This window comes from Hydrogenophaga sp. T66, assembly GCF_057219855.1.
The window spans coordinates 79,772-102,856 of record NZ_JBXVVX010000005.1 but is presented as its reverse complement, the minus strand read 5'-3'; the positions used below and the strand labels follow the sequence as shown (position 1 = coordinate 102,856).

General features: G+C 70.6%; 19 protein-coding genes and 1 pseudogene. 7 read left to right on the top strand and 13 right to left on the bottom strand.

The window, feature by feature from the left end; all coding sequences use genetic code 11:
- Positions 1–84 precede the first annotated feature (84 nt).
- The 4 genes from AC2D80_RS14850 to AC2D80_RS14835 all read right to left on the bottom strand — a co-directional run bounded on the left by AC2D80_RS14850 (position 85) and on the right by AC2D80_RS14835 (position 5,079).
- The gene (locus tag AC2D80_RS14850) at positions 85–1,284 is read right to left on the bottom strand and encodes a phosphoglycerate kinase (RefSeq protein WP_484633811.1); all 1,200 of its coding nucleotides are present in this window, start codon (positions 1,282–1,284) and stop codon (positions 85–87) included.
- A gap of 109 nt (positions 1,285–1,393) precedes the next feature.
- Positions 1,394–3,025, bottom strand: coding sequence for a phosphoethanolamine transferase (locus tag AC2D80_RS14845; RefSeq protein ID WP_484633810.1), 1,632 nt, complete (start codon positions 3,023–3,025; stop codon positions 1,394–1,396).
- A 36-nt stretch (positions 3,026–3,061) separates the two neighbouring features.
- On the bottom strand, positions 3,062–4,384 hold the full coding sequence (locus AC2D80_RS14840) for a sensor histidine kinase (protein ID WP_484633809.1): 1,323 nt from the start codon (positions 4,382–4,384) through the stop codon (positions 3,062–3,064).
- A complete protein-coding gene (locus tag AC2D80_RS14835) occupies positions 4,381–5,079 on the bottom strand; it encodes a response regulator (protein ID WP_484633808.1) in 699 nt (232 codons plus the stop codon). Before AC2D80_RS14835 ends, AC2D80_RS14840 begins: the two co-directional genes overlap by 4 nt.
- A 99-nt stretch (positions 5,080–5,178) precedes the next feature.
- Here AC2D80_RS14835 and AC2D80_RS14830 point away from each other — a divergent pair.
- Positions 5,179–5,862: pseudogene (locus AC2D80_RS14830) on the top strand (phosphatase PAP2 family protein); the annotation flags it as partial.
- A gap of 33 nt (positions 5,863–5,895) precedes the next feature.
- Here AC2D80_RS14830 and AC2D80_RS14825 read toward each other — a convergent pair.
- From AC2D80_RS14825 to def, 4 genes are read right to left on the bottom strand one after another with little or no spacing between them, the layout of a single operon-like run.
- Positions 5,896–6,231 (bottom strand): AzlD domain-containing protein, encoded by a 336-nt coding sequence (locus tag AC2D80_RS14825; protein ID WP_484633814.1) that lies wholly within the window; start codon positions 6,229–6,231, stop codon positions 5,896–5,898.
- Positions 6,224–6,961, bottom strand: a complete 738-nt coding sequence (locus AC2D80_RS14820; RefSeq protein WP_484633807.1) for an AzlC family ABC transporter permease — start codon at positions 6,959–6,961, stop codon at positions 6,224–6,226. Before AC2D80_RS14820 ends, AC2D80_RS14825 begins: the two co-directional genes overlap by 8 nt.
- Positions 6,961–7,926 carry a methionyl-tRNA formyltransferase gene (gene fmt, locus AC2D80_RS14815; protein ID WP_484633806.1) on the bottom strand — a complete coding sequence of 322 codons (966 nt, stop codon included), beginning with the start codon at positions 7,924–7,926 and terminating at the stop codon, positions 6,961–6,963. The genes AC2D80_RS14820 and fmt overlap by 1 nt, the downstream gene beginning before the upstream one ends.
- A gap of 17 nt (positions 7,927–7,943) precedes the next feature.
- A complete protein-coding gene (def, locus tag AC2D80_RS14810) occupies positions 7,944–8,465 on the bottom strand; it encodes a peptide deformylase (protein WP_484633805.1) in 522 nt (173 codons plus the stop codon).
- A 212-nt stretch (positions 8,466–8,677) separates the two neighbouring features.
- Here def and AC2D80_RS14805 point away from each other — a divergent pair, with 212 nt between their 5' ends.
- Positions 8,678–9,877, top strand: coding sequence for a LysM peptidoglycan-binding domain-containing protein (locus AC2D80_RS14805; RefSeq protein ID WP_484633804.1), 1,200 nt, complete (start codon positions 8,678–8,680; stop codon positions 9,875–9,877).
- Positions 9,878–9,884: 7 nt separating this feature from the next.
- Positions 9,885–10,982 carry a DNA-processing protein DprA gene (gene dprA, locus AC2D80_RS14800; protein ID WP_484633803.1) on the top strand — a complete coding sequence of 366 codons (1,098 nt, stop codon included), beginning with the start codon at positions 9,885–9,887 and terminating at the stop codon, positions 10,980–10,982.
- A 15-nt stretch (positions 10,983–10,997) separates the two neighbouring features.
- Here dprA and AC2D80_RS14795 read toward each other — a convergent pair whose 3' ends face one another.
- The 5 genes from AC2D80_RS14795 to AC2D80_RS14775 all read right to left on the bottom strand — a co-directional run bounded on the left by AC2D80_RS14795 (position 10,998) and on the right by AC2D80_RS14775 (position 20,430).
- A complete protein-coding gene (locus AC2D80_RS14795; protein WP_484633802.1) occupies positions 10,998–13,340 on the bottom strand; it encodes a DUF1631 family protein in 2,343 nt (780 codons plus the stop codon).
- A 69-nt stretch (positions 13,341–13,409) separates the two neighbouring features.
- Entirely contained in the window at positions 13,410–14,369 is a 960-nt protein-coding gene (gene secF, locus AC2D80_RS14790) for a protein translocase subunit SecF (RefSeq protein ID WP_484633801.1), read from the bottom strand.
- Positions 14,370–14,430: 61 nt separating this feature from the next.
- A complete protein-coding gene (secD, locus tag AC2D80_RS14785; RefSeq protein ID WP_484633800.1) occupies positions 14,431–16,314 on the bottom strand; it encodes a protein translocase subunit SecD in 1,884 nt (627 codons plus the stop codon).
- Between the two features lie 120 nt (positions 16,315–16,434).
- Entirely contained in the window at positions 16,435–16,752 is a 318-nt protein-coding gene (gene yajC, locus AC2D80_RS14780) for a preprotein translocase subunit YajC (protein WP_484633799.1), read from the bottom strand.
- A 102-nt stretch (positions 16,753–16,854) separates the two neighbouring features.
- Entirely contained in the window at positions 16,855–20,430 is a 3,576-nt protein-coding gene (locus AC2D80_RS14775) for an indolepyruvate ferredoxin oxidoreductase family protein (protein WP_484633798.1), read from the bottom strand.
- A gap of 179 nt (positions 20,431–20,609) precedes the next feature.
- On the opposite strand from AC2D80_RS14775, the gene AC2D80_RS14770 reads away from it, so the two are divergent.
- From AC2D80_RS14770 to AC2D80_RS14755, 4 genes are all read left to right on the top strand, one after another.
- Positions 20,610–21,119: an Lrp/AsnC family transcriptional regulator gene (locus AC2D80_RS14770; RefSeq protein WP_484633797.1), complete on the top strand. Its 510-nt coding sequence runs from the start codon at positions 20,610–20,612 to the stop codon at positions 21,117–21,119.
- 193 nt (positions 21,120–21,312) lie between these two features.
- Positions 21,313–21,903, top strand: a complete 591-nt coding sequence (locus AC2D80_RS14765) for a hypothetical protein (RefSeq protein WP_484633796.1) — start codon at positions 21,313–21,315, stop codon at positions 21,901–21,903.
- A gap of 71 nt (positions 21,904–21,974) precedes the next feature.
- On the top strand, positions 21,975–22,601 hold the full coding sequence (locus AC2D80_RS14760) for a hypothetical protein (RefSeq protein ID WP_484633795.1): 627 nt from the start codon (positions 21,975–21,977) through the stop codon (positions 22,599–22,601).
- Positions 22,598–23,077, top strand: coding sequence for a hypothetical protein (locus AC2D80_RS14755; protein ID WP_484633794.1), 480 nt, complete (start codon positions 22,598–22,600; stop codon positions 23,075–23,077). The genes AC2D80_RS14760 and AC2D80_RS14755 overlap by 4 nt, the downstream gene beginning before the upstream one ends.
- Positions 23,078–23,085: the final 8 nt, after the last annotated feature.

Below are 23,085 nucleotides of genomic sequence, written 5' to 3'. Positions count from 1 at the left end.
TGACGGCCCCCACGCTCCGCCGCTGCGCGGGTCGCTGCCCCGGGACAGGGAGGGGACCCGGTCCGTGCCGGTCCCGGGGGCCGCTTAAGCCTGCGCCCGGCGCGCCAGCACCTCGAAGGCGGGCAGGGTCTTGCCTTCCAGCACCTCCAGGAAGGCGCCGCCGCCGGTGGAGATGTAGCCCACGTCTTTGTCGATGCCGTACTTCGCGATGGCGGCCAGCGTGTCGCCGCCGCCGGCGATGCTGAAGGCGCTGCTCTCGGCGATCGCCCGGGCGATGGTCTGGGTGCCGCCTTCGAAGGCGGCGAACTCGAACACGCCGACGGGCCCGTTCCACACGATGGTGCCGGCGGCCTTGAGCTGATCGGCCAGCAGCGCGGCCGTCTGCGGGCCGATGTCGAGGATGAGGTCGTCGTCGGCCACGTCGGTGGCGGGCTTCACCGTCGCCGGCGCGTCCGCAGCAAACTGCTTGGCGCAGACCACGTCCACCGGAATCGGCACCGCCGCACCCCGGGCCTTCATCGCCTCGATCACGGCGCGCGCCTCGCCCACCAGGTCGGGCTCGGCCAGGCTCTTGCCGATCTTCAGGCCGGCGGCGAGCATGAAGGTGTTGGCGATGCCGCCGCCCACGATCAGGCCGTCGACCTTGCTGGACAGGCTTTGGAGGATGGTCAGTTTGGTGCTGACCTTGGAGCCCGCCACGATGGCCACCAGCGGCCGCTTCGGGTTGGCCAGCGCCTTCGCGATGGCGTCCATCTCGGCGGCCAGCAGCGGGCCGGCGCAGGCCACGGGCGCGGTCTCGGCGATGCCATAGGTCGTGCCCTCGGCGCGGTGGGCGGTGCCGAAGGCGTCGTGCACAAAGATGTCGCACAGCGCGCCGAGCTTCTTCGCCAGCTCGGGCTTGTTCTTTTTCTCACCCACGTTGAGGCGGCAGTTCTCCAGCAGCACCACCTCGCCGGGCGCCACGCTGAAATCGCCATCCACCCAGTGGGACACCAGCCGCACCGGTTGATCGAGCAGCTGGCTCAGGCGCGCCGCCACGGGCTGCAGCGAGTCCTCCGGCTTGAACTCACCCTCGGTGGGGCGGCCGAGGTGGGACGTGACCATCACCGCAGCGCCGGCGTCCAGCGCCATGCGGATCGCCGGCACGCTGGCGCGGATGCGGGTGTCCTCGGTGATGCGGCCCTGCTCGTCCTGGGGGACGTTGAGGTCGGCGCGGATGAAGACGCGGCGGCCGCGGGCCTGGCCGTTGGCGCAAAGGTCGGAAAAGCGGATGAAGGCAGACATGGCGGAGGGCAATGAAAAGAGGGACGGCGCCACGCGGCGGCCGCGGTCAACCCGGGATTGTAGGAAACGCGCGCTCTGCCCCGCCCGCCGGTCACACCGGCCCGGCGCATCAACCGCCGCAGGGACGGAACAGGTCGAGCGCAGGCTGGCGGGCGGACGTCTGCACCGCCAGCGCGCCCAGCACCGAGTGGAACAGGTGGTCGTGCGAGACCGGCAGCGCCGCCCGCTGGCGCAGGCAGTCCGTGCCCACGCCGGTGCGGCGCTGCAGCGCCTCGGACTGCCACACGACCATGGGCACGCGCGTCTGCTGCTCGGGGGCAAACGCGTACGGCACACCGTGCAGGTACAAGCCCTTTTCACCGAGCGATTCGCCGTGGTCCGACACGAAGTACAGCCCGGTCGCCGCCTCGCCGCGCCGGGCCAGGCCATCGAGCCATTGCAGCGTGCGGTCGAGCACATGGTCGGTATAGGCGATGGTGTTGTCGTACGCGTTGATCAGCGACGCGGGGTCGCACTCGGCCAGCGTGATGCGGGTGCACTCGGGCCGGAAGGGCTTGCGCTCGGCCGGTGTGCGCTTGAAGTAGGCCGGGCCGTGGCTGCCCATGAGGTGGAGCACCAGCACCGTGCCGCGGGCGCGGCGTTGCGGGTCGAGCGCGGCGAGCTGGGCGTCCAGCCCGGTGAGCAGCGCCTCGTCAAAACATTCCTCGCCCTCGCACAGCGCGGGCTGGGGCAGCGGCCGGGCGGAGGGCACGCGCGCGCACACGCCCTTGCAGCCGGACTGGTTGTCCACCCACAGCACCGCCAGCCCGGCGCGCTGCAGGACGTCGAGCAGGTTCTCGTGCACCGCCGGCTGGTCACCACCGCCAGCGCGACCCAGCGGGGAAAACAGGCAGGGCACGGAGACCTGGGTGTTGGTGCCGCAACTGCTGGCCTGCGGGAAGTTCACCAGCCCGCGCTCGGTCTGCCAGCGCGCCAGCGACGGCGTGGTCGGGCGCGCATAGCCATTGAGGCCCCAGTTCTGGGCGCGCGCGGTCTCGCCCACCACGACGACGAACAGCGGCGGCGGCCCCGGCGGCGCCGGGTCGGGCAGCCGGGCATCGGTGCCGACGGGTTGCAACGCCGCGGCCTGCCGCGGGAGGTGGCTGACGTCGAGGCGGCCGAGCGCGTACACGCTGTTGAAAGGGTTGATCAGGTAGCGCACGGGCTTGTGGTCCCGGGCCAGCGAGGCCAGCTGCTGGTAGCCAGCGAGCACCGCCGCCACCGCCACCAGCAGCGCGAGCAGGGCAGCGCCGCCGTTGCGCAGCGTCTGGCGGGGCCACGGCCGCCACGCCACCGGCCGGCGCCAGATCCACCACAGCGGCGGAGCGGCGACGCCCACCAGCCACAGCGGCATGGACCAGGACAGCAGGTCGCGCACCTCGCGCGCGTCGGTGGCCAGCGCGTTGGCGATCATGCTGCTGTCGATGACCACACCGTAGGTGGCCATGAAATAACTCGTGGCCGCGCTGGTCACCACCAGCACGCTGGCCACCACCCGCCCCACGCGCGGCCAGGCCAGCAAAGAAAGCAAGGCCACCAGCACCGCCAGCACGGGCGCAGCCAGCGAGGCCTTGAGGCCCACGCCGCCCAGATCGGCCAGCCGCTGCCACAGCGGCAGGTTGCCGACGGTGGTGAGCCACACGGCGACCGGCAGCGTGACCAACCAGGGGGAAACGGGACGCGCGGAATCGGCAGCAGGCATGGGGCGGCACGATGCCGCCCCGCGGTTAAACCAACCTTAGGCGCTCGGCCAGCGCAGCTCGAAGCGCGTGGTCATGGGCGGCTCGCCGGTGTCGCGGTGCAGGCCACCGCCGAGCTGTTCGGCGATGCGCTGCACCAGCCGCAGCCCCAGCCCGAGGCCGCCGCGCGGGGCCGCGAGCGCGGGTGCGCCGGGTCGCTGGCCGTCGTCGCTCACGCTCACGCGGCGCCCGCCCGGGCCGTCGCTCACCTCCACGAGCACCTGCGTGCCGGGCGGCGTGTGCTGCAGCGCGTTCTGCACGAGGTTGCGCAGCGCCAGCTCCACCAGCAGCGGCGGGCCGTCCAGCCACACCGGCTGCACGGGCGCGTCGAGCGCGAGCTCGTGACCACCGGCGTAGGCCGCCGGCGCGAGCTCGGCGACCAGCGCGGCGGCGGTGGCGCCGAGGTCGGTGCGCGCGGCCTCGCCCGACGGCAGGTCGCGCTGGGCGCGGGCGAGATCGAGCAACTGAGCCAGGATGCCGCCGGCGCGCAGCGCCTCGGCCTCCAGCCGCGCCAGCGCCTCCGGCGTAGAGGCTTGGCGCGCGGCGGCGGCCTGCAGGGCGAGCGCGGCCAGCGGGGTGCGCAACTCGTGGGCCACGTCGCTGGCGAACTCGCGCTCGCGCCGGGCCTGCGCCTGCAAGCCGTCGGCCAGGGTGTTGATGGCCTGCACCGTGCTGGCGAACTCGCGGTAGCGGTGTTCGGCCTCGCCCAGGCGCTGGCCGGCGCCGGCGTCGAGCGCGGCCACGTCGCGCGACAGCTCGCTCAGCGGACGCAGCCCGCGGTGGATGGCCCAGGCCAGCAGCAGCGCGACCAGCGGCAACACCAGCAGCGTGGGCCGGGCGAGGTGCAGCGCCATGTCGCGGCCCAGGTCGATGCGGTGGTCCATGTCCATGAGCACCGTCACCCGCACGCCATCGCGCGCCTCGGTGTACAGCCGCCAGTGGTCGGGCCCGTCAGGCGTGGGCGGCGGGCCGCGGCGCTCGCCAAAGCCGGCGGCGGGGGGTTGCCGCAGATCGAGCAGGGGGGCCAGGCCGTGGCTGTCGGTGATGAGCTGACCGTCCGACCAGCGCAGCACGGCCACGTCCTGCACGTACGCTCGGGGTCGGTGCGCGGCGATCGCCGGGGCCCGCGGGCCGGCCCCGGCCGGGGCGGCCCCCAACCACAGGCGCGCGGCCGCCACCAGCTGGCCGTCGGTCACCTCCTTGGCCTCGTGGTGGCCGGTGTACCAGGCCGCGCCCAGCAGGGTGAGCCACACCAGCAGCAACGCGCCCACCACCCAGCCCCACAGGGTTAGCCACAGGCGCGGACGGGTGTCGAGCGTCATGGCGCGGGCGGCGGCACGAAGTAGCCCACGCCACGCACGGTCTTGATCAGCCCTTCGCCGAGCTTTTTGCGCAGGTGGTGGATGTGGACCTCGATGGCATTGCTTTCCAGCGCATCGCCGAAGCCGTACACGGCCGACTCCAGGCGGGCCTTGGACAGCACCTGCGGGCTGTTCTGCAGCAGCGTGAGCAACAGGGCGAACTCCTTGCCGCCGAGCAGCACGGTCTCGCCCGCGCGCTGCACCGTGTGGGCGGCCGGGTCGACGACGAGGTCGCCGTGTTCGATCAGAGGCCGGCTGCGGCCGTGCGCGCGGCGCAGCATGGCGCGCAACCGGGCCATCAGCTCGGTGGCGTCAAAGGGCTTGACGATGTAGTCGTCCGCACCCCCGTCGAGGCCGGCGACGCGGTCGCTCACGCCATCGCGCGCGGTCATGATGAGCACCGGCAGGTCCGGGCGGGGCAGCGATGAGGCGCCCGCCCGCGGCGCGGGCTGGCGGCGCAGCCGCGCCAGCAGTTCGTGACCGTCGCCATCGGGCAGGCCCAGGTCGAGCAGCACGGCGTCGAACGGCTCGACGCTCAGCGCGGTCCAGGCCGACTGCAGCGTGCCGCACACGTCCACCGCGTGACCGGCCTGCTTCAGGGCCGCCTGCAGGCCGGCGGCGATGCCAGCGTCGTCTTCCACCACCAGGGTGCGCATGGGCTGAGGGCCGCGCAGCGGCGGCGGTCGTTGGGATGCGCCGCATTATGGGCGGCGCGATTAATCGGCCATTAATCCGCGCGGCGCAGCCTGCGGCCCATGACAACGCCCCCGCCTCACGCCCGCCCCGCTCCGCCCGACGCCGCGTGGCGCCAGCCGCTGCTGCGGGCCTGGCTGGCGGTGCTGGCCTTCACCCTGCTGTGGGACGCCAGCGGCCTGGACCTGAGGGTGATGCAGATGATCGGCGGTCCGGACGGCTTCGCCTGGCGCGAGCTGCCCCTGCTCTCGCGTTGGCTGCACGACCGCTGGCGCAGCGCGGCCACCGGGGCCTTGGTCGGGCTGTGGGTCTGGGCGCTGTGGCCCGGCGTTCGCCACGGTCTGGCGCGGCGCGAGCGGCTGACCGTGGCGCTGCTGGCGGTGGCGGCGCTGGTGGCGGTGAACCTTGTGAAGAACCGCAGCGCCACCAGCTGCCCCTGGGACTGGCAGACCTTCGGCGGGCCGGCGGCGGTGGTGTCGCACTGGCGCTGGGGTGTCGCCGACGGCGGACCGGGGCGCTGCTTCCCCGGCGGTCACGCGTCGAGCGCGCTGGCCTTCGTGGCCCTGGCGCTGCCGTGGCTCTGGCCGCCGGCGGGCGCCCACCGGCGCGCGGCGGTGGGCGTGCGGTGGCTGGGCGCGATCCTGCTGGCGGGCGCGGTGGCCGGGACCGTGCAGACGCTGCGCGGCGCGCACCCGCCGAGCCACACGCTGTGGACGCTGCTGATCAGCGGCGCGGTGGCGCTGGCCGGCTGGGCGGCGTTGCGCCCCTGGCTGGCGCGCTCACCAGCCCAGGCCCAAGCGCAGCGGCAGGTACACGGCCATGCCACAGACGATGGTGCCAAGCACCCCGCGCTGCCACACGAACCACGCCACGCCGGCGGCGGTGGCGAACAGCCGGGCGTCCTGCCAGGTGGTGATCAGGTGCCCCTGGCTGACCACGATCTCGGGGATCACGACCGCGGCCAGCGCGGCGATGGGCGCGTACTGCAAGCCGCGCTGCGCCCAGTGGGGAAGCGTCCAGGGCTTGCTGCTGAGAAAGAAAAAGCTGCGCGTGATGACGGTGATCGCGCCGAGCAGCACGAAGGTCAGCAGCGCGCCGGGGTCCAGGTCAAACACGGTGGGCCTCCCCGCTGGGCGGGCGCAAGCGGTCGATGATCAGGCACAGCGCGACCGCGCTGGCGATGGCCACCACGATATTGAGCTTCAGCGGCAGCGCGAACGCGGCGACCGCGGCGGTGCCGGCGATGGTGGCCGAGACCACGCGCAACGCCGAGGTGGCCAGCGAGCACAGCACGCCCACCAGCGCCAGGATGCCGGCGAAGCCCAGTCCCCACGACAGCGGGATGGCGTTGGCCAGCGCAATGCCCACCACGCTGGCGCTCATCCACGACACATAGTTCACCGCGCAGTTGCCCAGCAGGTAGGCCTGCTGGCGGTGCAGCTCGTCGGGCGTGTGGCCGGGGTGCGGGTAACGCCGGGCAAAGAAGACGTAGCTCAGGTCGGCGGTCACGTAGCCGGTGACCAGGCGCTGCCAGCGCGGCAGGTGCATCAGGTAAGGCCGCAGGTGCGCGGAGAACACCACGAAGCGCAGGTTCACGCAAAACGCGGCCGCCAGGATCACCCACAGCGGCGCACCGGCCACGATCATGGGCGTGGCCGCGAGCTGCGCGCTGCCGGCGTAGACGATCAGCGTCATGAGCAGCGCCTCCAGCGGCGAGAGGCCGGTCTGCACCATCGACACACCGGTCATCAAACCCCAGGCGCCGATGCCCAGCGCCGCCCCGGTCTGGTCGCGCACGCCTTCCCAGAACTCCGGGCGGGCGCGGTAATCGCGTCGGAAAAACATCAGGCCAGCTCCTCGCCCACGGCCACCGGCCCACCGCGCAGGAACTCCGCCACAGGCAGGCGCTTGCCGCCCGGGCGCTGCAGCGCGGTCAGGCGCAACAGGCCGTCGCCCGTGGCGACAAGGATGCCGTCGGCCCCGGCGGCCCACACGCGGCCCGGCGCGGCCCCGGCGGCCACGCCCGCGCGGCCGGACTCGGCCCGCGCACCCCACACCTTCAGCGCCTCGCCGCGCCAGCCGGTGGTGGCGCCCGGGAAGGGGTCAAAGGCGCGCACGCGGCGCTCGATCACCGCCGCGGGCAACGTCCAGTCGATCGCGGCCTCGGCCTTCTCGATCTTGTGCGCGTAGGTCACGCCGTCAGCGGGCTGCGGGCGCGGCTGCAGCGTGCCGGCGCCGGCGGCCCGCAGGGCGGGCACGATGAGGCGAGCGCCGAGGTCCGCCAGCCGGTCGTGGAGGCGGGCGGTGGTGTCGTCGGAGGCAATCGGCTCGGCCTGCTCAAGCAGCATGGCGCCCGTGTCCAGGCCCTCGTCCATCTGCATGATGGTCACGCCGGTGGTCGTGTCGCCGGCCTCGATGGCGCGGTGGATCGGCGCCGCGCCGCGCCAGCGCGGCAGCAAGGACGCGTGGATGTTGAGACAGCCCAGGCGCGGCAGGTCGAGCACCCAGCGCGGCAGGATCAGGCCGTAGGCCGCCACCACCATCGCGTCCGGCGCCGCGGCCACGAGCGCGTCGCGCGCCGCCGCGGCGTCGTCGGGAAACTTGCCGTCCAGGCGCAGGCTGCGCGGCTGCGCCACCGGGATACCGCGCGCCACCGCCAGCTCCTTCACCGGCGAGGCCTGCAGCTTGAGTCCGCGGCCGGCCGGGCGGTCGGGTTGGGTGAGCACGAGCGGCACGTCGAACCCGGCGTCGAGCAACGCCTGCAGCGCCACGCGGGCGAAGGCCGGCGTGCCGGCAAACACAATCTTCATGGCAGAACCGGCGGCGCTCAGGCGCGCTCGAGGTCGCGCTGGGCCTTGGCCAGCTTGGTCTTGATGCGGGTGCGCTTGAGCGGCGACAGGTATTCCACGAACACCTTGCCCATGAGGTGGTCCATCTCGTGCTGGATGCACACCGCCAGCAAACCCTCGGCCGACACCGTGCGCGCGGTGCCGTCGCGGTCGAGCGCGCGCACGCGGATCGACACCGAGCGTTCCACGCCGTCGTAGATGCCCGGCACGGACAGGCAGCCTTCCTCACCCTTGCGGGTCTCGGGGCTGGCCCATTCGATCTCCGGATTGATCAGCACCAGCGGCTGGTCGCGCGACTCGCTCACATCGATCACGATCAGGCGCTCGTGCACATCGACCTGCGTGGCCGCCAGACCGATGCCGTGGGCCGCGTACATGGTGGCGAACATCCGGTCAATCAGGGTGCGGACGCGGTCGTCCACCGCCGCCACGGGCACGGCGACCCGGTGCAGGCGGGGGTCGGGATAGCGCAGGATGGGCAGCGTGTCGGGGGCGTTCATGCGGGTCGGTTCAGCGGATCAGGCCCGGCTTCGCGACGGCTGGTGGCCGCGCGGTGACAGGCGGAATGGGGTGTCGCTATTTTCGCCACTTTTGCGACGGCAGGTCGAAAGCGCTCCCCACAAACATTGCCTAATCAAGGGCTTGGCCGCAAAATCAAACGCGATTTGTCAAGACACGAGCGGTGCGGTGCGCCGCCGCAGGGGCCTCTCACATGCCGTCCACCATTCCGCTCCGTCGCGCCGTCGCGCTGGCCGCCGCCCTGCTGGCGGCCCCCGTGCTGGCCCAGAACTTCCCCATCACGCCGGCCCAGCGCGCCACCGCCAACCAGGTGGCGCAAGCCGGTGTGCCGCTGTCCGAGCTTGCGCCCAACGCGCCCGACAGCCACACCGTCAAGGCCGGCGACACCTTGTGGGCCATCTCGGGCCTGTTCCTCAAGAGCCCGTGGCGCTGGCCCGAGCTGTGGGGCATGAACCTCAACGACATTCAGAACCCGCACCGCATCTTTCCCGGTCAGGTCCTTTACCTGGACAAGACCGGCGGTCGCGCGCGCCTGACCTCCACGCCGCCCGGCGGCGATCTGGCCACGGTGAAGGTGTCGCCGCGCGTGCGCAGCGAATCGCTGGCCGACAGCGCCATCCCGGCCATTTCGCTGGCGACCATCGAGCCCTTCCTGACCGAGCCGCTGATCGTCGACGAGGCGACCTTCGCCCGCGCGCCGCGCATCGTGGCCACCCAGGACAACCGCGTGCTGCTCAGCCGTGGCGACCGCGCGTACGCGCGCTCACTGTCTGGCGACAACCCGCAGGCCGAACCCCTCACCGTCGTCAACGGCAAGTCCCAGTCCTTCCGCGTGTTCCGCAACGCGCGCCCGCTGCGCGACCCCTCGACCAACGCCATCCTGGCCTACGAGGCCGAATACGTCGGCGGCGCCGACCTGGTCAGCAGCGAGACCAAGCGCACCGCCACCGCCGCGAACGGACAGACCACCACCGAACTAATCCCCGCCCGCCTGTCGATCACGGCCGCGAAGTCGGAGATCCAGGTCGGCGACCGGCTGCTGCCCGAGCCCGCGCGCGAGTTCGCCAACTACGTGCCGCGCGCGCCGCAATCGCCGCAGTCCGGCCAGGTGATCTCCGTGTATGGCAACGCGGTGACCTTCGCCGCCCAAAACCAGGTGGTGGCGATCAACCGCGGCAAGGAACACGGTCTGGAGCGGGGCCACGTGCTGGCTGTCCAGCGCGAGAGCAACCTCGTGCCCGACACGACCGACAGCGCCCGGCCGCAGATCCGCCTGCCCGGTGAGCGCAACGGCCTGATGATGGTGTTCCGCACCTTCGACAAGGTCTCCTACGCCGTCATCCTGCAAATTGAAGACGGCGTGAAAGTGGGCGACCGCTTCACCAACCCCTGACGGGCGCATGGCGCTCGACGACGAGCTGGCCGCCTGGCTGCGGCTGCTGCTCACGCCCGGTCTTGGCCGGGCGTCCGCGCGCCGTCTGCTGGCCGCGTTCGGCTCGGCCGAGGCGGTCTGGGCCCAGCCTGATCCGGCATGGCAGGCCGTGCTCGGTCGCGATGCCCCGGCGGCGCCCGACGACTGGGACGCCCAGCGCGAGGCCCACGCGCGGTGGCTCGACACCGCCGGCCACCACGCCATCCCGCTGGGCGATGGGCGCTACCCCGCCGCCCTGCTGGAAAGCGAAGACCCGCCCCTGCTGTTGTTTGTCCTTGGAGACCCCGCCGCGCTGAACCACCCCCGCCGGGTGGCCATGGTCGGCAGCCGCAACCCCACCGCCCAGGGCGCGGACAACGCCCACGCCTTCGCGCAGGCCCTGGCGCGGGCCGGGGTGGCGGTGGTGTCCGGGCTGGCGCTTGGCGTGGACGGGGCGGCCCATCAAGGCGCGCTGGCCGGCGCCGGGCTCACGGTGGCCGTGGTCGGGACCGGCCTCGACCGCGTGTATCCCGCCCGCCACCGGGACCTCGCCCACCGCATCGTGGCCAGCGGCGGCGCCATCGTGAGCGAGTACCCACTCGGTACGCCCCCGCTGCCCGCCCATTTCCCGCAGCGCAACCGCCTGATCGCCGCGCTCGGCGAAGCCACGCTGGTGGTGGAAGCCGCGCTGCAGTCCGGCTCGCTCATCACCGCGCGGCTCGCGGGCGAGATGGGCCGCGAAGTGATGGCCATCCCCGGGTCCATCCACGCGCCCCAGTCGCGCGGCTGCCACGCGCTGATCCGCCAGGGCGCCAAGCTGGTCGAGTCGGCGAACGACGTGCTGGAAGACCTTCGGTGGGCCGCGGCATCTACCCCGGCCACCGCGTCGGAGGTCACGCCGCAGGAGCCGACCGACGAGGACCCGCTGCTGACCCAACTGGGCCACGAGCCGGTGAGCTTCGACGCACTCCAGGCCCGCACGGGGCTGGACACGCCCACACTGCAGGCGCGCCTGCTGGACCACGAGCTGGAAGGGCGGGTGGCCCGCCTGCCGGGGGGACTGTTTCAGCGCCGCCACGCGGCCTGAGCCGCGACAACTGGCTCAGGCGAGCAGGCGCTCGGGACGGGCCTCGAGTTGCTGGATGGCCTGGCGCGTGGCCCGAACGGTCAGTGCCTCGTCTTCCGACGGGACGAGCAGCCCGGCCTGCAGGTAGGCGGCGAGGCGCTGCGTCTGGAACAGGTAGCAGCGGCCCGACCCGGTGACGAACATGTACAGCTGGCCGCGCTCGCTGCGCCAGACCAGCTGGACGCTGTTCACCTTGCCGGCGCGTTCCAGGCCGAACCAGGTACCGATCTGCAGTTCGGCCGCCCACTGCTTCATCGCCTCGCCCGGCTGGCTGCCGCCTTCGCTGATCACCTCGATGTTCGAGGCGTCCACCCCGGTGATCATCTCCAGGCTCTGGGCATCGAGGTCGAGATCGCCCACACCGCTCTCTGGCAGGTAGTCCTCGAGGTTGGCGAGGCGGTGGGCCAGGCGATCCAGAGCCTCCTGCGGGATCACGTCCGTGCGGGACATGAACGCGTCGGCCAGCGTGTCGCTGATCGACTTGATGTGCTCGTCCTGCAGACGCTGCGGAAAACCGAGCAACGTCATGCCCTGGCGCAGCTGCTGCAGGATGCCCGGCAGCTGCTGGATGACGCGCGCGCGGTCGTTGCGGTTGGGCTTGGCGCTGGCCGCCCAGAGCAGGTCGCTGGCCACCTGCTTGAGCGCGGCTGTCTGCTCCGATTTCAGGCCGTGCTTGACACTGGCCACGGCCAGGACATCCACCCAGACCTTGAACAGGAAATCCCGGACCTCGCTGCGCACGGGCACGTCGTTGAGCAGCTTGCGCAGCTCAATCGTGTACTGCACCGACAGGGTTTCCTTCTGCTCGACCTGCTGGGCCACGCTGACCGCCTTGCTGGCCGAACCTTCGCCGGTGAGGTGGGTGGCGAGAAACTTCTGAAACTCGTCAAACACCAGCTGAAAGACGCGTCGGCCGGTTTCCGGGTACTGCTCGATCACCTGCACGACGCGCTTGATCTCCGCTTCCAGCGCGGCGGACGTGACGCCGGCCTCAAAGCCCATCACGCAGGAGCCCATGCGGTCAATCAGGCGGCGCGCCGGGTGTTGGAGGGCGCTGAAAAACTCGGGCTCGGCGAGGGCCACGCGCAAGACCGGGATCTGCAGCCGCGCAAACCAGACGCGCACCGCGGCCGGAATGCGCTCTTCGGCCAGGATGCTCTGGAACATCAACGCCACGACCTCGACGGTGGCTTTCTCGGTGGGCGTGTCGGCGGCGCGCTTGAGTTCGTCGGCCCGTTCGCGCAGCGACTGGGCAACCCGGTGCACCTGCCCGCTGTCTGCTCGCAGTGCCGCGGTGCCGCTGGCATAGTAGGGCGCGCCACGGACCGAAACCGACACGCGCGACATCGCCTGCTGCAGCTGCGGGGACGGCGGCAACGCTTGCGTGGCCTCGAAATCGTCACCGACGCGGTCAAGCAGCAGGCGCTTGAGGCGCCCGACAACCCCCTGCGCGCGCATCCGGGCCCGCGCCAGCGGCGTGACACCGGTCAACAACCGGGTTTCTTCGCCAATGCCCATGCCGGACGAGGAGGGCCCGCTGCGGGAGAACATGCCCCCTGTGTCAGCGCCGCTGCCGGTCGGGCGTCCACCGCCGAAGCCGCTGCCCACCCCACTGGCGCCGCTGCGGCGCCGGCCCTCGTCGCGGCCAGGGGGTGCGCGCTTGACCAGGGCCTGCAGGTCGATTTCCTTCATCACACCGCTGTTGATGAGGAAGGCGTTGGTCGCCTTGTAGGCTTCCAGCATTTTCTCGGCCATCACCGGCGCAACCATGTCCTGTGCCATCGCCCAGGCCTCGCGCGTCTGACCGGAGGCGACCCATTGCTCGACCAGCAGGCGGGCCACCACCTCGGGCAGGAGGATGTCGTTGCGGGCCAGCTCGGTGGTGCGGTCCAGGTGCTGAATCCGCAGGCGCAGTTCGTTGATCTCGGTGGACGACTTGTCGAGCACGGCCATCGCCAGGCGCGAGGCAATGATCTGGTCGTTGACCACGCCGTCTTCGACCAGCGAGAACTCCTGACGGCCGGGCAACTGGTCAAAGCCGCTGGCGACCGTGGCGCCGCCGCCGGAGACGGGCAGCAGGGTGCGTTGCAGGAGTTTTCGGGTGTTGTTCAGCCAGGCACCGCGCTGTTTCTGAAACGCCATCCAGGCGTCACGGCGCTGCATGTTCTGGGCCGGCGTGCCGGCCACATCGAGCAGGCCGCGCAGCTTCGACTCGAATGCCTTTTCCAGCTCGGGCAGCGCCCGGCCCACGTGAACCACGAAGAGTTCACGTGCCTGTCGGGCGAGCGGGGAGGACGGCTGCTCGGACGGGGACGCCATGCGTGAAGTATGACACGGCACCTGCGGCGCCCGTCCCCCGGGAAACGCCGGGGATCGGGCTTTCGGGCCTTAGACCATGGCGCCGGCGTTGGGGTCGTCCGGATCGCCGGGTTTGCCGGTGCCGCTGGTGGGCTTGATCAGGTCTTCGCGCTTGATGCCCAGCCACATGGCGATGGCCGCGGCGACGAAGACGGAGGAATAGATGCCGAAGCAGATGCCGATGGTCAAGGCCAGGGCAAAGTAGAACAGGGTGGGGCCGCCAAAAAGCAGCATCGACAGCACCATGATCTGCGTGGAGCCGTGGGTGATGATGGTCCGGCTGATGGTGGACGTGATCGCGTTGTCGATGATCTCCACCGTGGTCTTCTTGCGGTGGCGCCGGAAGCTCTCCCGGATCCGGTCGAAGATCACCACCGATTCGTTCACCGAATACCCCAGCACCGCCAAGGTGGCCGCCAGCACGGCGAGTGAAAACTCCCACTGGAAGAAGGCGAAGAAGCCGAGGATGATGACGATGTCGTGCAGGTTGGCGATGATGGCCGAGACCGCGTACTTCCACTCGAAGCGGACCGCGAGGTAGATCATGATGCCAACGATCACCAGCGCCAGCGCCTGCAGGCCGTGGGTGACGAGCTCCTGGCCGACCTGGGGCCCCACGAATTCGGTGCGCGACAGGGTGACGCTCGGGTTCTGGGCCTTGAGCGCGGCAAACATCTGCTCGCTCTGCTGACCAGACGACTTGCCCTCTTGCACCGGCAGGCGCATGAGCACGTCGCGCGACGAACCGAAGTTCTGCACCGGCACCTCCGCGTAGCCCAGCGACTCCACCACCTGACGGATCGCAGCCAGGTCGGCAGGTTGCTCGTAGGCCACCTCGATCACGGTGCCGCCGGTGAACTCGACCGAGAGGTTGAGACCGCGGGTCACCAGGAAGAACACCGCGGCCACGAAAGTGATCGCCGAGATCGCGTTGAGCAGGATGGCGTGCCGCATGAACGGGATGTCGCGGCGGATGCGGAAAAATTCCATGGCGGGCCTTCGGGGGTCGGTCGGCGGAGCGGGCGGTCGTCAGACGGGCATCAAGCGATCATCAATCGGCTTTGGCGGCAGGCGCTTCGTCGCTGCGCCACACCGTACCGATCGAGACGCTCTTGAGCTTCTTCTGCCGGCCGTACCAGAGGTTGACCAGCCCGCGGGAGAAGAACACAGCGGAGAACATGCTGGTGACGATGCCCAGGCAATGGACCACGGCGAAGCCTCGCACCGGGCCGGAGCCGAAGATCAGCAGCGCCACACCCGCGATCAACGAGGTGATGTTGGAGTCGAGGATGGTGCCCCAGGCGTGTTCGTAGCCGGCGTTGATGGCCGACTGCGGCGACGCCCCGCGGCGCAGTTCCTCGCGCACGCGCTCGTTGATCAGCACGTTGGCGTCGATGGCCATGCCGAGGGCCAGAGCCATCGCGGCGATGCCGGGCAGCGTGAGGGTGGCCTGCAGCATCGACAGGACCGACACCAGCAGCAGGACGTTGAAGCCCAGCGCCAGGCTGGAGAACACGCCGAAGAGCATGTAGTACACGCTCATGAACAGCACGATCACCACAAAGCCCCAGACAACGCTGTTGAAGCCCTTTTCGATGTTCTCGGCGCCCAGGCTGGGGCCGATCGTGCGCTCTTCCACGATCTCCATCGGCGCGGCCAGCGAGCCGGCGCGCAGCAGCAGCGCGGTGTCGCTGGCTTCGGCGGTGGTCATGGCGCCGGAGATCTGCACCCGTCCGCCGCCGATCTCGGTGCGGATCACGGGGGCGGTGACGACCTCGCCCTTGCCCTTCTCGAACAGGATGATGGCCATGCGCTTGCCCACGTTGTCGCGGGTCACGTCGCGGAAGATGCGGGTGCCCTTGGCATCGAGCGTGAGGTGGACGGCCGCTTCCTGCGTCTGGTTGTCGAAGCCGGCCTGGGCGTCGGTGAGGTTTTCACCGGTGAGCAGAACCTCGCGCTTGACGATGACCGCGCGGCCGCCGCGCTCCAGGTAGCGCTCCGAGCCGAACGGCACCGGGCCGGTGCCCCGCTCGGCGGCGAGGCCCTCGGTGCTCTCGTCCACCAGGCGCAGCTCCAGCGTGGCGGTGCGGCCCAGGATGTCCTTGGCCTTGGCGGTGTCCTGCACGCCGGGCAGCTGCACCACGATGCGATCAGCGCCCTGCTGCTGAATCACCGGTTCGGCCACGCCGAGTTCGTTGATGCGGTTGTGCAGCGTGGTGATGTTCTGCTTGAGGGCCTGCTCCTGCACGGCGCGAGCGGCTTCAGGCCGGATGCTCAGGCTCAGGCGCGTGTCGCCACCGGGCTCGCGGGTCTCGGCGATGAGCAGGTCGGGAAACTGGGTGCGCAGCAGGTCCTCGGCCGCGTTGAGCGTGGCCTGGTCGCGCACCCGCAGCTCGATGGTGTTGCCGTTGCGGGCGATGCCGCCGTGGCGGATGTTTTTCTCGCGCAGCGCGTTGCGCAGGTCGCTGGTCAGCACGTCGGCGCGGCGCTGCAAGGCGGCGGCCATGTCGACCTGCAGCATGAAGTGGACGCCGCCGCGCAGGTCCAGGCCGAGGTACATCGGCGAGGCGTGCAGCGCGGCGAGCCAGGCCGGGGTGCGCGGCACGAGGTTGAGCGCCACCACAAAGGTCGGGTCGGCGGGGTCGGTGTTCAGGGCCTTGTCGATCGCGTCGCGGGCCTTGATCTGGGTGTCGGTGGAATCAAACCGGGCGCGCACCGAGCTGCCTTCCAGCCCGATCGTCTCCGGGACGATGGACTGCGCGGCCAGCGCCTGCTCCACGCGGGTCACGGTGGACGCATCCACCTTGATGGTGGCCTTGGCGGGCGAGACCTGCACCGCCGGCGCCTCGCCAAACAGGTTGGGCAGGGCGTAGATCGCGCTGATGATCAGCACGGCCGCGATGATCGCGTACTTCCACAGCGGGTATCGGTTCATAAAGGCCCTTCGGCGCGCGCGATATCTTTTCTGGAAACGCGGCGGATCCGGCTGTGCCGGGCCGCTTGCGTTGCCCCCTCGGGGGGAGCGGTCCAGCCGATGCCGGACCGCGCAGGGGGATTACTTGATGGTGCCCTTGGGCAGCACCTGCACCACGGCGGTGCGCTGCATCTGAACTTCGACGCCGTCGGTGAGTTCCACGTCGATGTAGGTGTCGCCGATCTTGGAGATCTTGCCGAGGAAGCCGCCGGCGGTGACGACCTCATCGCCCTTGGCGATGGCGTCGATCATGGCCTTGTGCTCTTTCTGGCGCTTGAGCTGCGGGCGGATCATCACGAAATAGAGCACCACGAACATCAGCAGCAGCGGCAGCATGCCGAGCAGCGTGGACTCGGTGCCGCCGGCGGCGGCCTGGGCGTAGGCGGGGGAAATCAGCACGGAAGGTCTCCAGGTCGGTGGGGGGACGAAGCGCCGGCGCGCCGTTGGGCGCCAGCGCGGTCAACCGGCGATTGTATTCGGGGGGGGTCGATGCCCCCACGCTCAGGCGGCCTGGCGCAGCGGCTGGTCCCAGCGCGCCCACAGGGCCTCGCGCTGGGCGCGCGCGGCGGCGAGGTGCCGGTCTTTCACATGCCCGAAGCCGCGGATCTGCATCGGCACGCGGGCGATCTCGGCGGCCAGGGCGTGGCGCTCGGGCGTCAGGCCGGCGAGCAGGCGCTGCACATCGCTCTCGTATTGCGCGATCAGCGCGCGCTCGGTGCGGCGCTCCTCGGTGCGGCCGAACGGGTCCAGCGTGGTGCCGCGCAGGCCCTTGAAGCGGGCGAGCCAGCGGAAGGCGGTGAACATGAAGGGACCGTAGGGTCGCTTGACCAGTTCGCCGCGCTCATTCTTTTTCGCCAGCAACGGCGGCGCCAGGTGCACCTTCAGGGCATAGTCGCCCTCGAACTGGGCCGCGATCTTGGCGTGAAAGGCCGGGTCGGTGTGCAGGCGTGCCACCTCGTACTCGTCCTTGTAGGCCATCAGCTTGAACAGCGCACGGGCGACTGCGTCGGTCAGCGGCGTGGCGCTGCCCAGGGCCGCTTCGGCCTGGCGCACCCGCTCCACCAGCGCGCGGTAGCGCGCCGCGTAGGCGGCGTTCTGGTAGCCGGTGAGGAACTCGGCGCGGCGCTCGATTACGCGCTCCAGCGTCTCGCGCGGCTGCAGGGTGATGACCTGCGCGGCGGGTTGCAGGAGCGCGCGCACCGCCTGCGGATCGTGCGCCGCGCGACGGCCCCATTCGAACGCGGCCTTGTTCTGTGCCACGGCCACGGCGTTGAGCTCGATGGCGCGCATCAGCGACGCCTGGCCCAGCGGGATCCAGCCCTTCTGCCACGCGTAACCCAGCATGAACGGGTTGGCGTACAGGCTGTCGCCCAACAGGCGGGTGGCGGTGGCTTCGGCGTCGAACAGGCCGACCGCGCCCTCGCCCAGCGTGCGCACCATCAGGTCGACGCAGGTCTGGGCCGGGTTCTGCCAGTCGGCGTTGCGCACAAACGCCGCGGTCGGCGTGGCGCTGGTGTTGAGCGCGACGTGGGTACGACCGGCGCGCAGGCGCTGCACGGTCTCCGGGTTCGCGGCCACGATCGGGTCGCAGCCCAGGATCAGGTCGGCCGAGGCGGCTGACACGCGGGTGGTTCGGATGCTGTCCTGCGACGCGCCGATCAGCACATGACTCCAGGTGGCGCCGCCCTTCTGGGCCAGGCCGGCGGCGTCCTGCGTGACGATGCCCTTGCCCTCGATGTGCGCGGCCACGCCCAGCAGCTGGCCGATGGTGATGACGCCGGTGCCGCCGACGCCGGCCACCACGATGCCCCAGGCCTCCTCGCCCAGCGGCGGCAGCGCGGGATGCGGCAGGGCGCCGCCAGTCCATTCCACGCCCGCGCCTTTCTTGTCCTTCTTGCGCAGCTGCCCGCCCTGCACGGTGACGAAGCTCGGGCAGAAGCCCTTCACACAGGAGAAATCCTTGTTGCAGCTGCTCTGGTTGATCTGCCGCTTGCGGCCGAATTCGGTCTCCAGCGGCTCGACCGACAGGCAGTTGCTCTGCACGCCGCAGTCCCCGCAGCCCTCGCACACCAGCTCGTTGATCACCACGCGCTGGTCCGGCTCGGCCATCGTGCCGCGCTTGCGGCGGCGGCGCTTTTCGGTGGCGCAGGTCTGGTCGTAAATGATGACCGTGGTGCCGGGAATCTCGCGGAAGGCGCGCTGCACGGCGTCGAGCGTGTCGCGGTGCTGGATCGCGATGCCGTCGGGCAGGCCGGTGACGCCGTCGTACTTTTCCGGCTCGTCGGTGACGATGGTGATGCGCTGGGCCCCTTCGGCGCGCATGCTTTGCGCGATCTGCACGACCGAGTGGCCCTCCGGCCGCTCGCCCACCTGCTGGCCGCCGGTCATGGCCACCGCGTCGTTGTAGAGGATCTTGTAGGTGATGTTCACGCCAGCGGCGATGCTCTGGCGCACCGCGAGCAGGCCGCTGTGGAAATAGGTGCCGTCGCCCAGGTTGGCGAACACGTGCGATTCGGTGCTGAACGGCTGCTGGCCCACCCAGGGCACGCCCTCGCCGCCCATCTGCGTGAAACCGATCGTGCGGCGGTCCATCCAGGTGGCCATGAAGTGACAGCCGATGCCGGCCATGGCGCGTGAGCCCTCCGGCACCTGGGTGCTGGTGTTGTGCGGGCAGCCCGAGCAGAACCAGGGCTGGCGCGCGGCGTCGGCCGTGGCGCTGCGCAGGGTTTGCGCGGCCTGGGCCTGCGCGTCCAGGATGGCGAGGTGGGCGTTGATGCGCGCGGTCACGTCGTCCGGCACGCTGCCCAAGCGGCGCAGGCGCCGCGCGATGGCGCGGGCGATGATCGCCGGGTTGAGGTCGGCGTTGGCGCGCAGCAGCGTGTGGGCGCTGGGGTTGGGCTGCGACCATTCACCGCCGCTGAAATCGCCCTCGGCCTCGTCGAACTTGCCCAGCACGTTGGGGCGCACATCGGGCCGCCAGTTGTACAGCTCCTCTTTCAGCTGGTACTCGATGACCTGGCGCTTTTCCTCCACGACGAGGATCTCCCGCAGCCCGGTGGCGAACTCGCGGGTGATCTGCGCCTCCAGCGGCCACACCACGGCCACCTTGTGCAGCCGCAGGCCAATGCGCCGGCAGGTGGCGTCGTCCAGCCCGAGGTCGCTGAGTGCCTGGCGGGTGTCGTTGTAGGCCTTGCCGCTGGCGATGATGCCGAAGCGGTCGTTCGGGCCGGCGATGGTGTTGTGGTTGAGCCGGTTGGCCCGCACGTACGCCAGCGCCGCATACCACTTGTGGTCAAACAGCCGCGCTTCCTGGTCCAGCGCGTGGTCGGGCCAGCGGATGTGCACACCGCCGGGCGGCATCTCGAAGTCCGGCACGACGATCTGCACGCGCTGCGGATCGATCAACGCCGTGGCGCTGGATTCGACGATCTCCTGAATCGTCTTCATGCCGGTCCACACGCCGGCGAAGCGGCTCATCGCGAAGGCGTGCAGCCCCAGGTCGAGGATTTCCTGCACGCTGGCCGGGAAGAACACCGGCAGGCCGCAGGCCTTGAAGATGTGGTCGCTCTGGTGGGCGGCCGTCGAGCTCTTGGCGACGTGGTCGTCACCGGCCACCGCGATCACACCGCCCCAGGGCGTGGTACCGGCCATGTTGGCGTGTTTGAACACGTCGGAGCAGCGGTCCACGCCCGGGCCCTTGCCGTACCAGATGCCGAAGACGCCATCGAATTTCTGCGTGCCGGCCGGCGCAAAACCCAGCTGCTGCGTGCCCCACAGGGCGGTGGCAGCCAGCTCCTCGTTGACCCCGGGCTGGAACACGATGTTCTGCGCCTTCAGGTGCTCGGCCGCCTTCTGCAGGGCCTGGTCGTAACCGCCCAGCGGCGAGCCGCGGTAGCCACAGACAAAGCCGGCCGTGTTCTTGCCCAGCAGCGCGTCGCGCTGGCGCTGCAGCATCGGCAGCTTCACCAGCGCCTGCACGCCACTCATGAACGCGCGGCCGTGATCGAGCGCGTACTTGTCGTCGAGCGACACGGATTCCAGGGCCTGGCGGATGTGGTCGGGCAGCGGGGCGTTCATGTTGTCTCCTGGGGGGCGGGCCGCGCCGGGTGGGCGCGCGGGCGGCGGACACGCCACCCCCGGGTAGGGAGCCGCCTCCAGCCGTGAGCGCAGTGTAGGCCGACCGTCGGGAGAAGTGTTTGCTTTTCATGCCTCGAAACGGCAGTATCGAGAAAGATTCTTTCTCGCAGGAGCCCATCGTGGAAACACTCGACAAGTTCGACATCGCCATCCTTGCCGAACTGCAGGCCGACGGCCGCCTCACCAACGCCGAACTCGCGCAGCGCGTGGGCCTGTCCGCCGCGCCGTGCTGGCGCCGCGTGCGGGCGCTGGAAGAGGCCGGCGTGATCCGCGGCTACCGCGCCGACATCGACCGCGAAAAGATCGGTCTGGGCGTGCTGGCCTTCGTGCGGCTGGACGCCGACCGCAACAGCGGGCGTGTGACGCGCGACCTCGAAACCGCCATCCGCGCCATCCCCGAGGTGGTCGCCTGCCACTACATCAGCGGCTCAGGCACCTTCGAGCTGCAGGTCGTCAGCCGCGATCTCGCCGCGTTCAGCGCCTTCGCCCGCGAGGTGCTGCTCAACCTGCCCAACGTGAAAGACCTGCACACCAGCTTTTCCCTGGGGGAAGTCAAGTCCGGCAGCGCCCTCCCGTTGTCCCACTTGCCCCCCAAAAGTACCCACACGACAAAAACCGGCAAAACTTGAATCGGACACGACACCGCTCGCGTACTTATTTCTACCGTTAAGTCACAAACCGGACGCAAGTGCTTGAAATGTGTGCGATTTTTCATGTCCGCCGATTGCCAAGTACCCGGCCAGCCCCTACCATCCGCTCCACTTGATCCCGAGCACGTTTCATCAAAAGTGTTCAGGTTTGTCCCTTTGTGAAGGAACCGTCGTGAAGAAAAGCCTCCTCCTCAAAAGCACCCTGGCCCTCGCCCTGGCCACCCCGCTGCTGGCCTCGGCCGAATCGCAACTCAGCACCGGCACCACCCCCGCCGTCGCCCGACTCGACTTCCGGGTCGTGATTCCTCGCGTGGTGTACCTGGCCGTGGGCACGCCAGCCGCGGGTATCGCATCGGGCGGCACCATCGACACGGTGACCTTCGACTTCACCACCAACCCGGGCGCCGTGGGCACCGGGGCAGCAGCCGGCACCATCACCGGCAACGCGGTGCCGGTGCGTGTGTTGGGCAACGACGGCGCGATCACGCTGACCGCCAGCACGACCGGCGCCCTGCAAAACGCCGGCGGCGACTCGATCCCCTGGAGCGAAATCACCGCCGTCTCCAGCGCGCCTGCCTTGTTGCCCTCGCCGACCATTCCCGCCACGGGCACCGGCGCCAGCAGCGCCGTGGCCGTGAGCTCGGGACGCGTCACCGACCGCACCGCCACCTGGACCTTCAGCTACGCCAACAGCGCCGTGGTGCCGCCCGGCACCTACGGCACGACCAACGGCCGCGTCACCTACACCGCCTCCCTGCCCTGACGGGCCCGCGGCGCCGATCCGCCCACCGGGTCGGCGTCACCACGATGCCTGTGCTCACCACACGCCATCTTTTGCTCGCAAGCACCGCCACGAAAGCGCCCCGCAGCGCCTTCGTGGCGTTGTGCTTCCTGCTGCTCGCTGGCGAAGCGGCCGCGTGGAGCCTGAGCATCGGCGCCGCGACGCGCCGGGTGTACCTGCACGTGGGCAACGGCACCGCCGAAGGCAACAACGGCACGATCAACCTTGTGTCCGTGACCGTGCCGGCCGCCGCGTTGATCGCGGGTGGCGCCCAGGCCATGACGACCAACAGCACGCAGTCCAACAGCCTGTCGGGCGACAACTTCGCCACCTGCCCCACGCCCGCGTCGCAGATCCTGATCGGCGCGTCCTACCGGCGCAGCAACGCCGGCAACGGGCCGGCCAGCGCCACCCTCACGGTGACGTCCCCGGCGAACCTGACCAACGCCGCGGGCGACACGATTCCCTTCAGCCAGATCAGCTGGACGGTCTCGGCCCCGGGCAGCCCCGTGCCCGGCGTCATCCCGGCCGGCACCTTCAACGGCGGCACGCAGACGCTGGCCACCGTGCCGGCCAACACCTTCATCGAAAACTGCCACACGTTCACCTACGCCAACAGTGCGATCCGTGCCGCCGGCACCTACAACGGGCGGGTGACCTACACCCTCACCAGCCCATGACGCACGCCGCCTGGATCCGCATGGCGGGCGCGGTGCTGGCCGCGCTGCTGGCCAGCGGCGTGGTCAACGCCGCTGGCGCCCCCTCAGCCCAGCGGCTGGACGACTCGCTCAGCCACACAGTGCCGCCCAACGTGCAGCTGCAGTGGCGCCCGCTGCCGCCGTCGGCGGGCGCGGCGCTGAGCATGGAAGGCTGGGTGCGGGTGAACGTGCGCATCGACACCGCCCCGGTCGCGGGCCGCCCCGGTCGCGTCTACATGGTGCTGCCGCCCGAGCAGCGCGGGCTCGAACTGGTCTGGACCTCGCAGGGCCGGCTGCAGGCGGGCCGGCTGACACCGGGTGAGCGTGCGCTGGTCTACAGCGGTGTGCTGGGCGCGGGGCTGCTGGAAGACCAGATCACCGTGCGCCTGCGCGCCTCGCCCGACTGGGACAGCCCGACACGGCGTCTCAACGTCCACTTTGAATGGCAACCCGACTGATGCCCGTC

What these genes read in the sequence shown, in the direction of transcription:
- secD (WP_484633800.1), bottom strand. Translation starts at nt 16,314, where the DNA reads ATGAACCGATACCCGCTGTGGAAGTACGCGATCATCGCGGCCGTGCTG.
- AC2D80_RS14840 (WP_484633809.1), bottom strand. Translation starts at nt 4,384, where the DNA reads ATGACGCTCGACACCCGTCCGCGCCTGTGGCTAACCCTGTGGGGCTGG.
- AC2D80_RS14775 (WP_484633798.1), bottom strand. Translation starts at nt 20,430, where the DNA reads ATGAACGCCCCGCTGCCCGACCACATCCGCCAGGCCCTGGAATCCGTG.
- secF (WP_484633801.1), bottom strand. Translation starts at nt 14,369, where the DNA reads ATGGAATTTTTCCGCATCCGCCGCGACATCCCGTTCATGCGGCACGCC.
- AC2D80_RS14835 (WP_484633808.1), bottom strand. Translation starts at nt 5,079, where the DNA reads ATGCGCACCCTGGTGGTGGAAGACGACGCTGGCATCGCCGCCGGCCTG.
- def (WP_484633805.1), bottom strand. Translation starts at nt 8,465, where the DNA reads ATGAACGCCCCCGACACGCTGCCCATCCTGCGCTATCCCGACCCCCGC.
- fmt (WP_484633806.1), bottom strand. Translation starts at nt 7,926, where the DNA reads ATGAAGATTGTGTTTGCCGGCACGCCGGCCTTCGCCCGCGTGGCGCTG.
- AC2D80_RS14845 (WP_484633810.1), bottom strand. Translation starts at nt 3,025, where the DNA reads ATGCCTGCTGCCGATTCCGCGCGTCCCGTTTCCCCCTGGTTGGTCACG.
- dprA (WP_484633803.1), top strand. Translation starts at nt 9,885, where the DNA reads ATGGCGCTCGACGACGAGCTGGCCGCCTGGCTGCGGCTGCTGCTCACG.
- AC2D80_RS14850 (WP_484633811.1), bottom strand. Translation starts at nt 1,284, where the DNA reads ATGTCTGCCTTCATCCGCTTTTCCGACCTTTGCGCCAACGGCCAGGCC.
- AC2D80_RS14795 (WP_484633802.1), bottom strand. Translation starts at nt 13,340, where the DNA reads ATGGCGTCCCCGTCCGAGCAGCCGTCCTCCCCGCTCGCCCGACAGGCA.
- AC2D80_RS14820 (WP_484633807.1), bottom strand. Translation starts at nt 6,961, where the DNA reads ATGTTTTTCCGACGCGATTACCGCGCCCGCCCGGAGTTCTGGGAAGGC.
- AC2D80_RS14805 (WP_484633804.1), top strand. Translation starts at nt 8,678, where the DNA reads ATGCCGTCCACCATTCCGCTCCGTCGCGCCGTCGCGCTGGCCGCCGCC.
- AC2D80_RS14755 (WP_484633794.1), top strand. Translation starts at nt 22,598, where the DNA reads ATGACGCACGCCGCCTGGATCCGCATGGCGGGCGCGGTGCTGGCCGCG.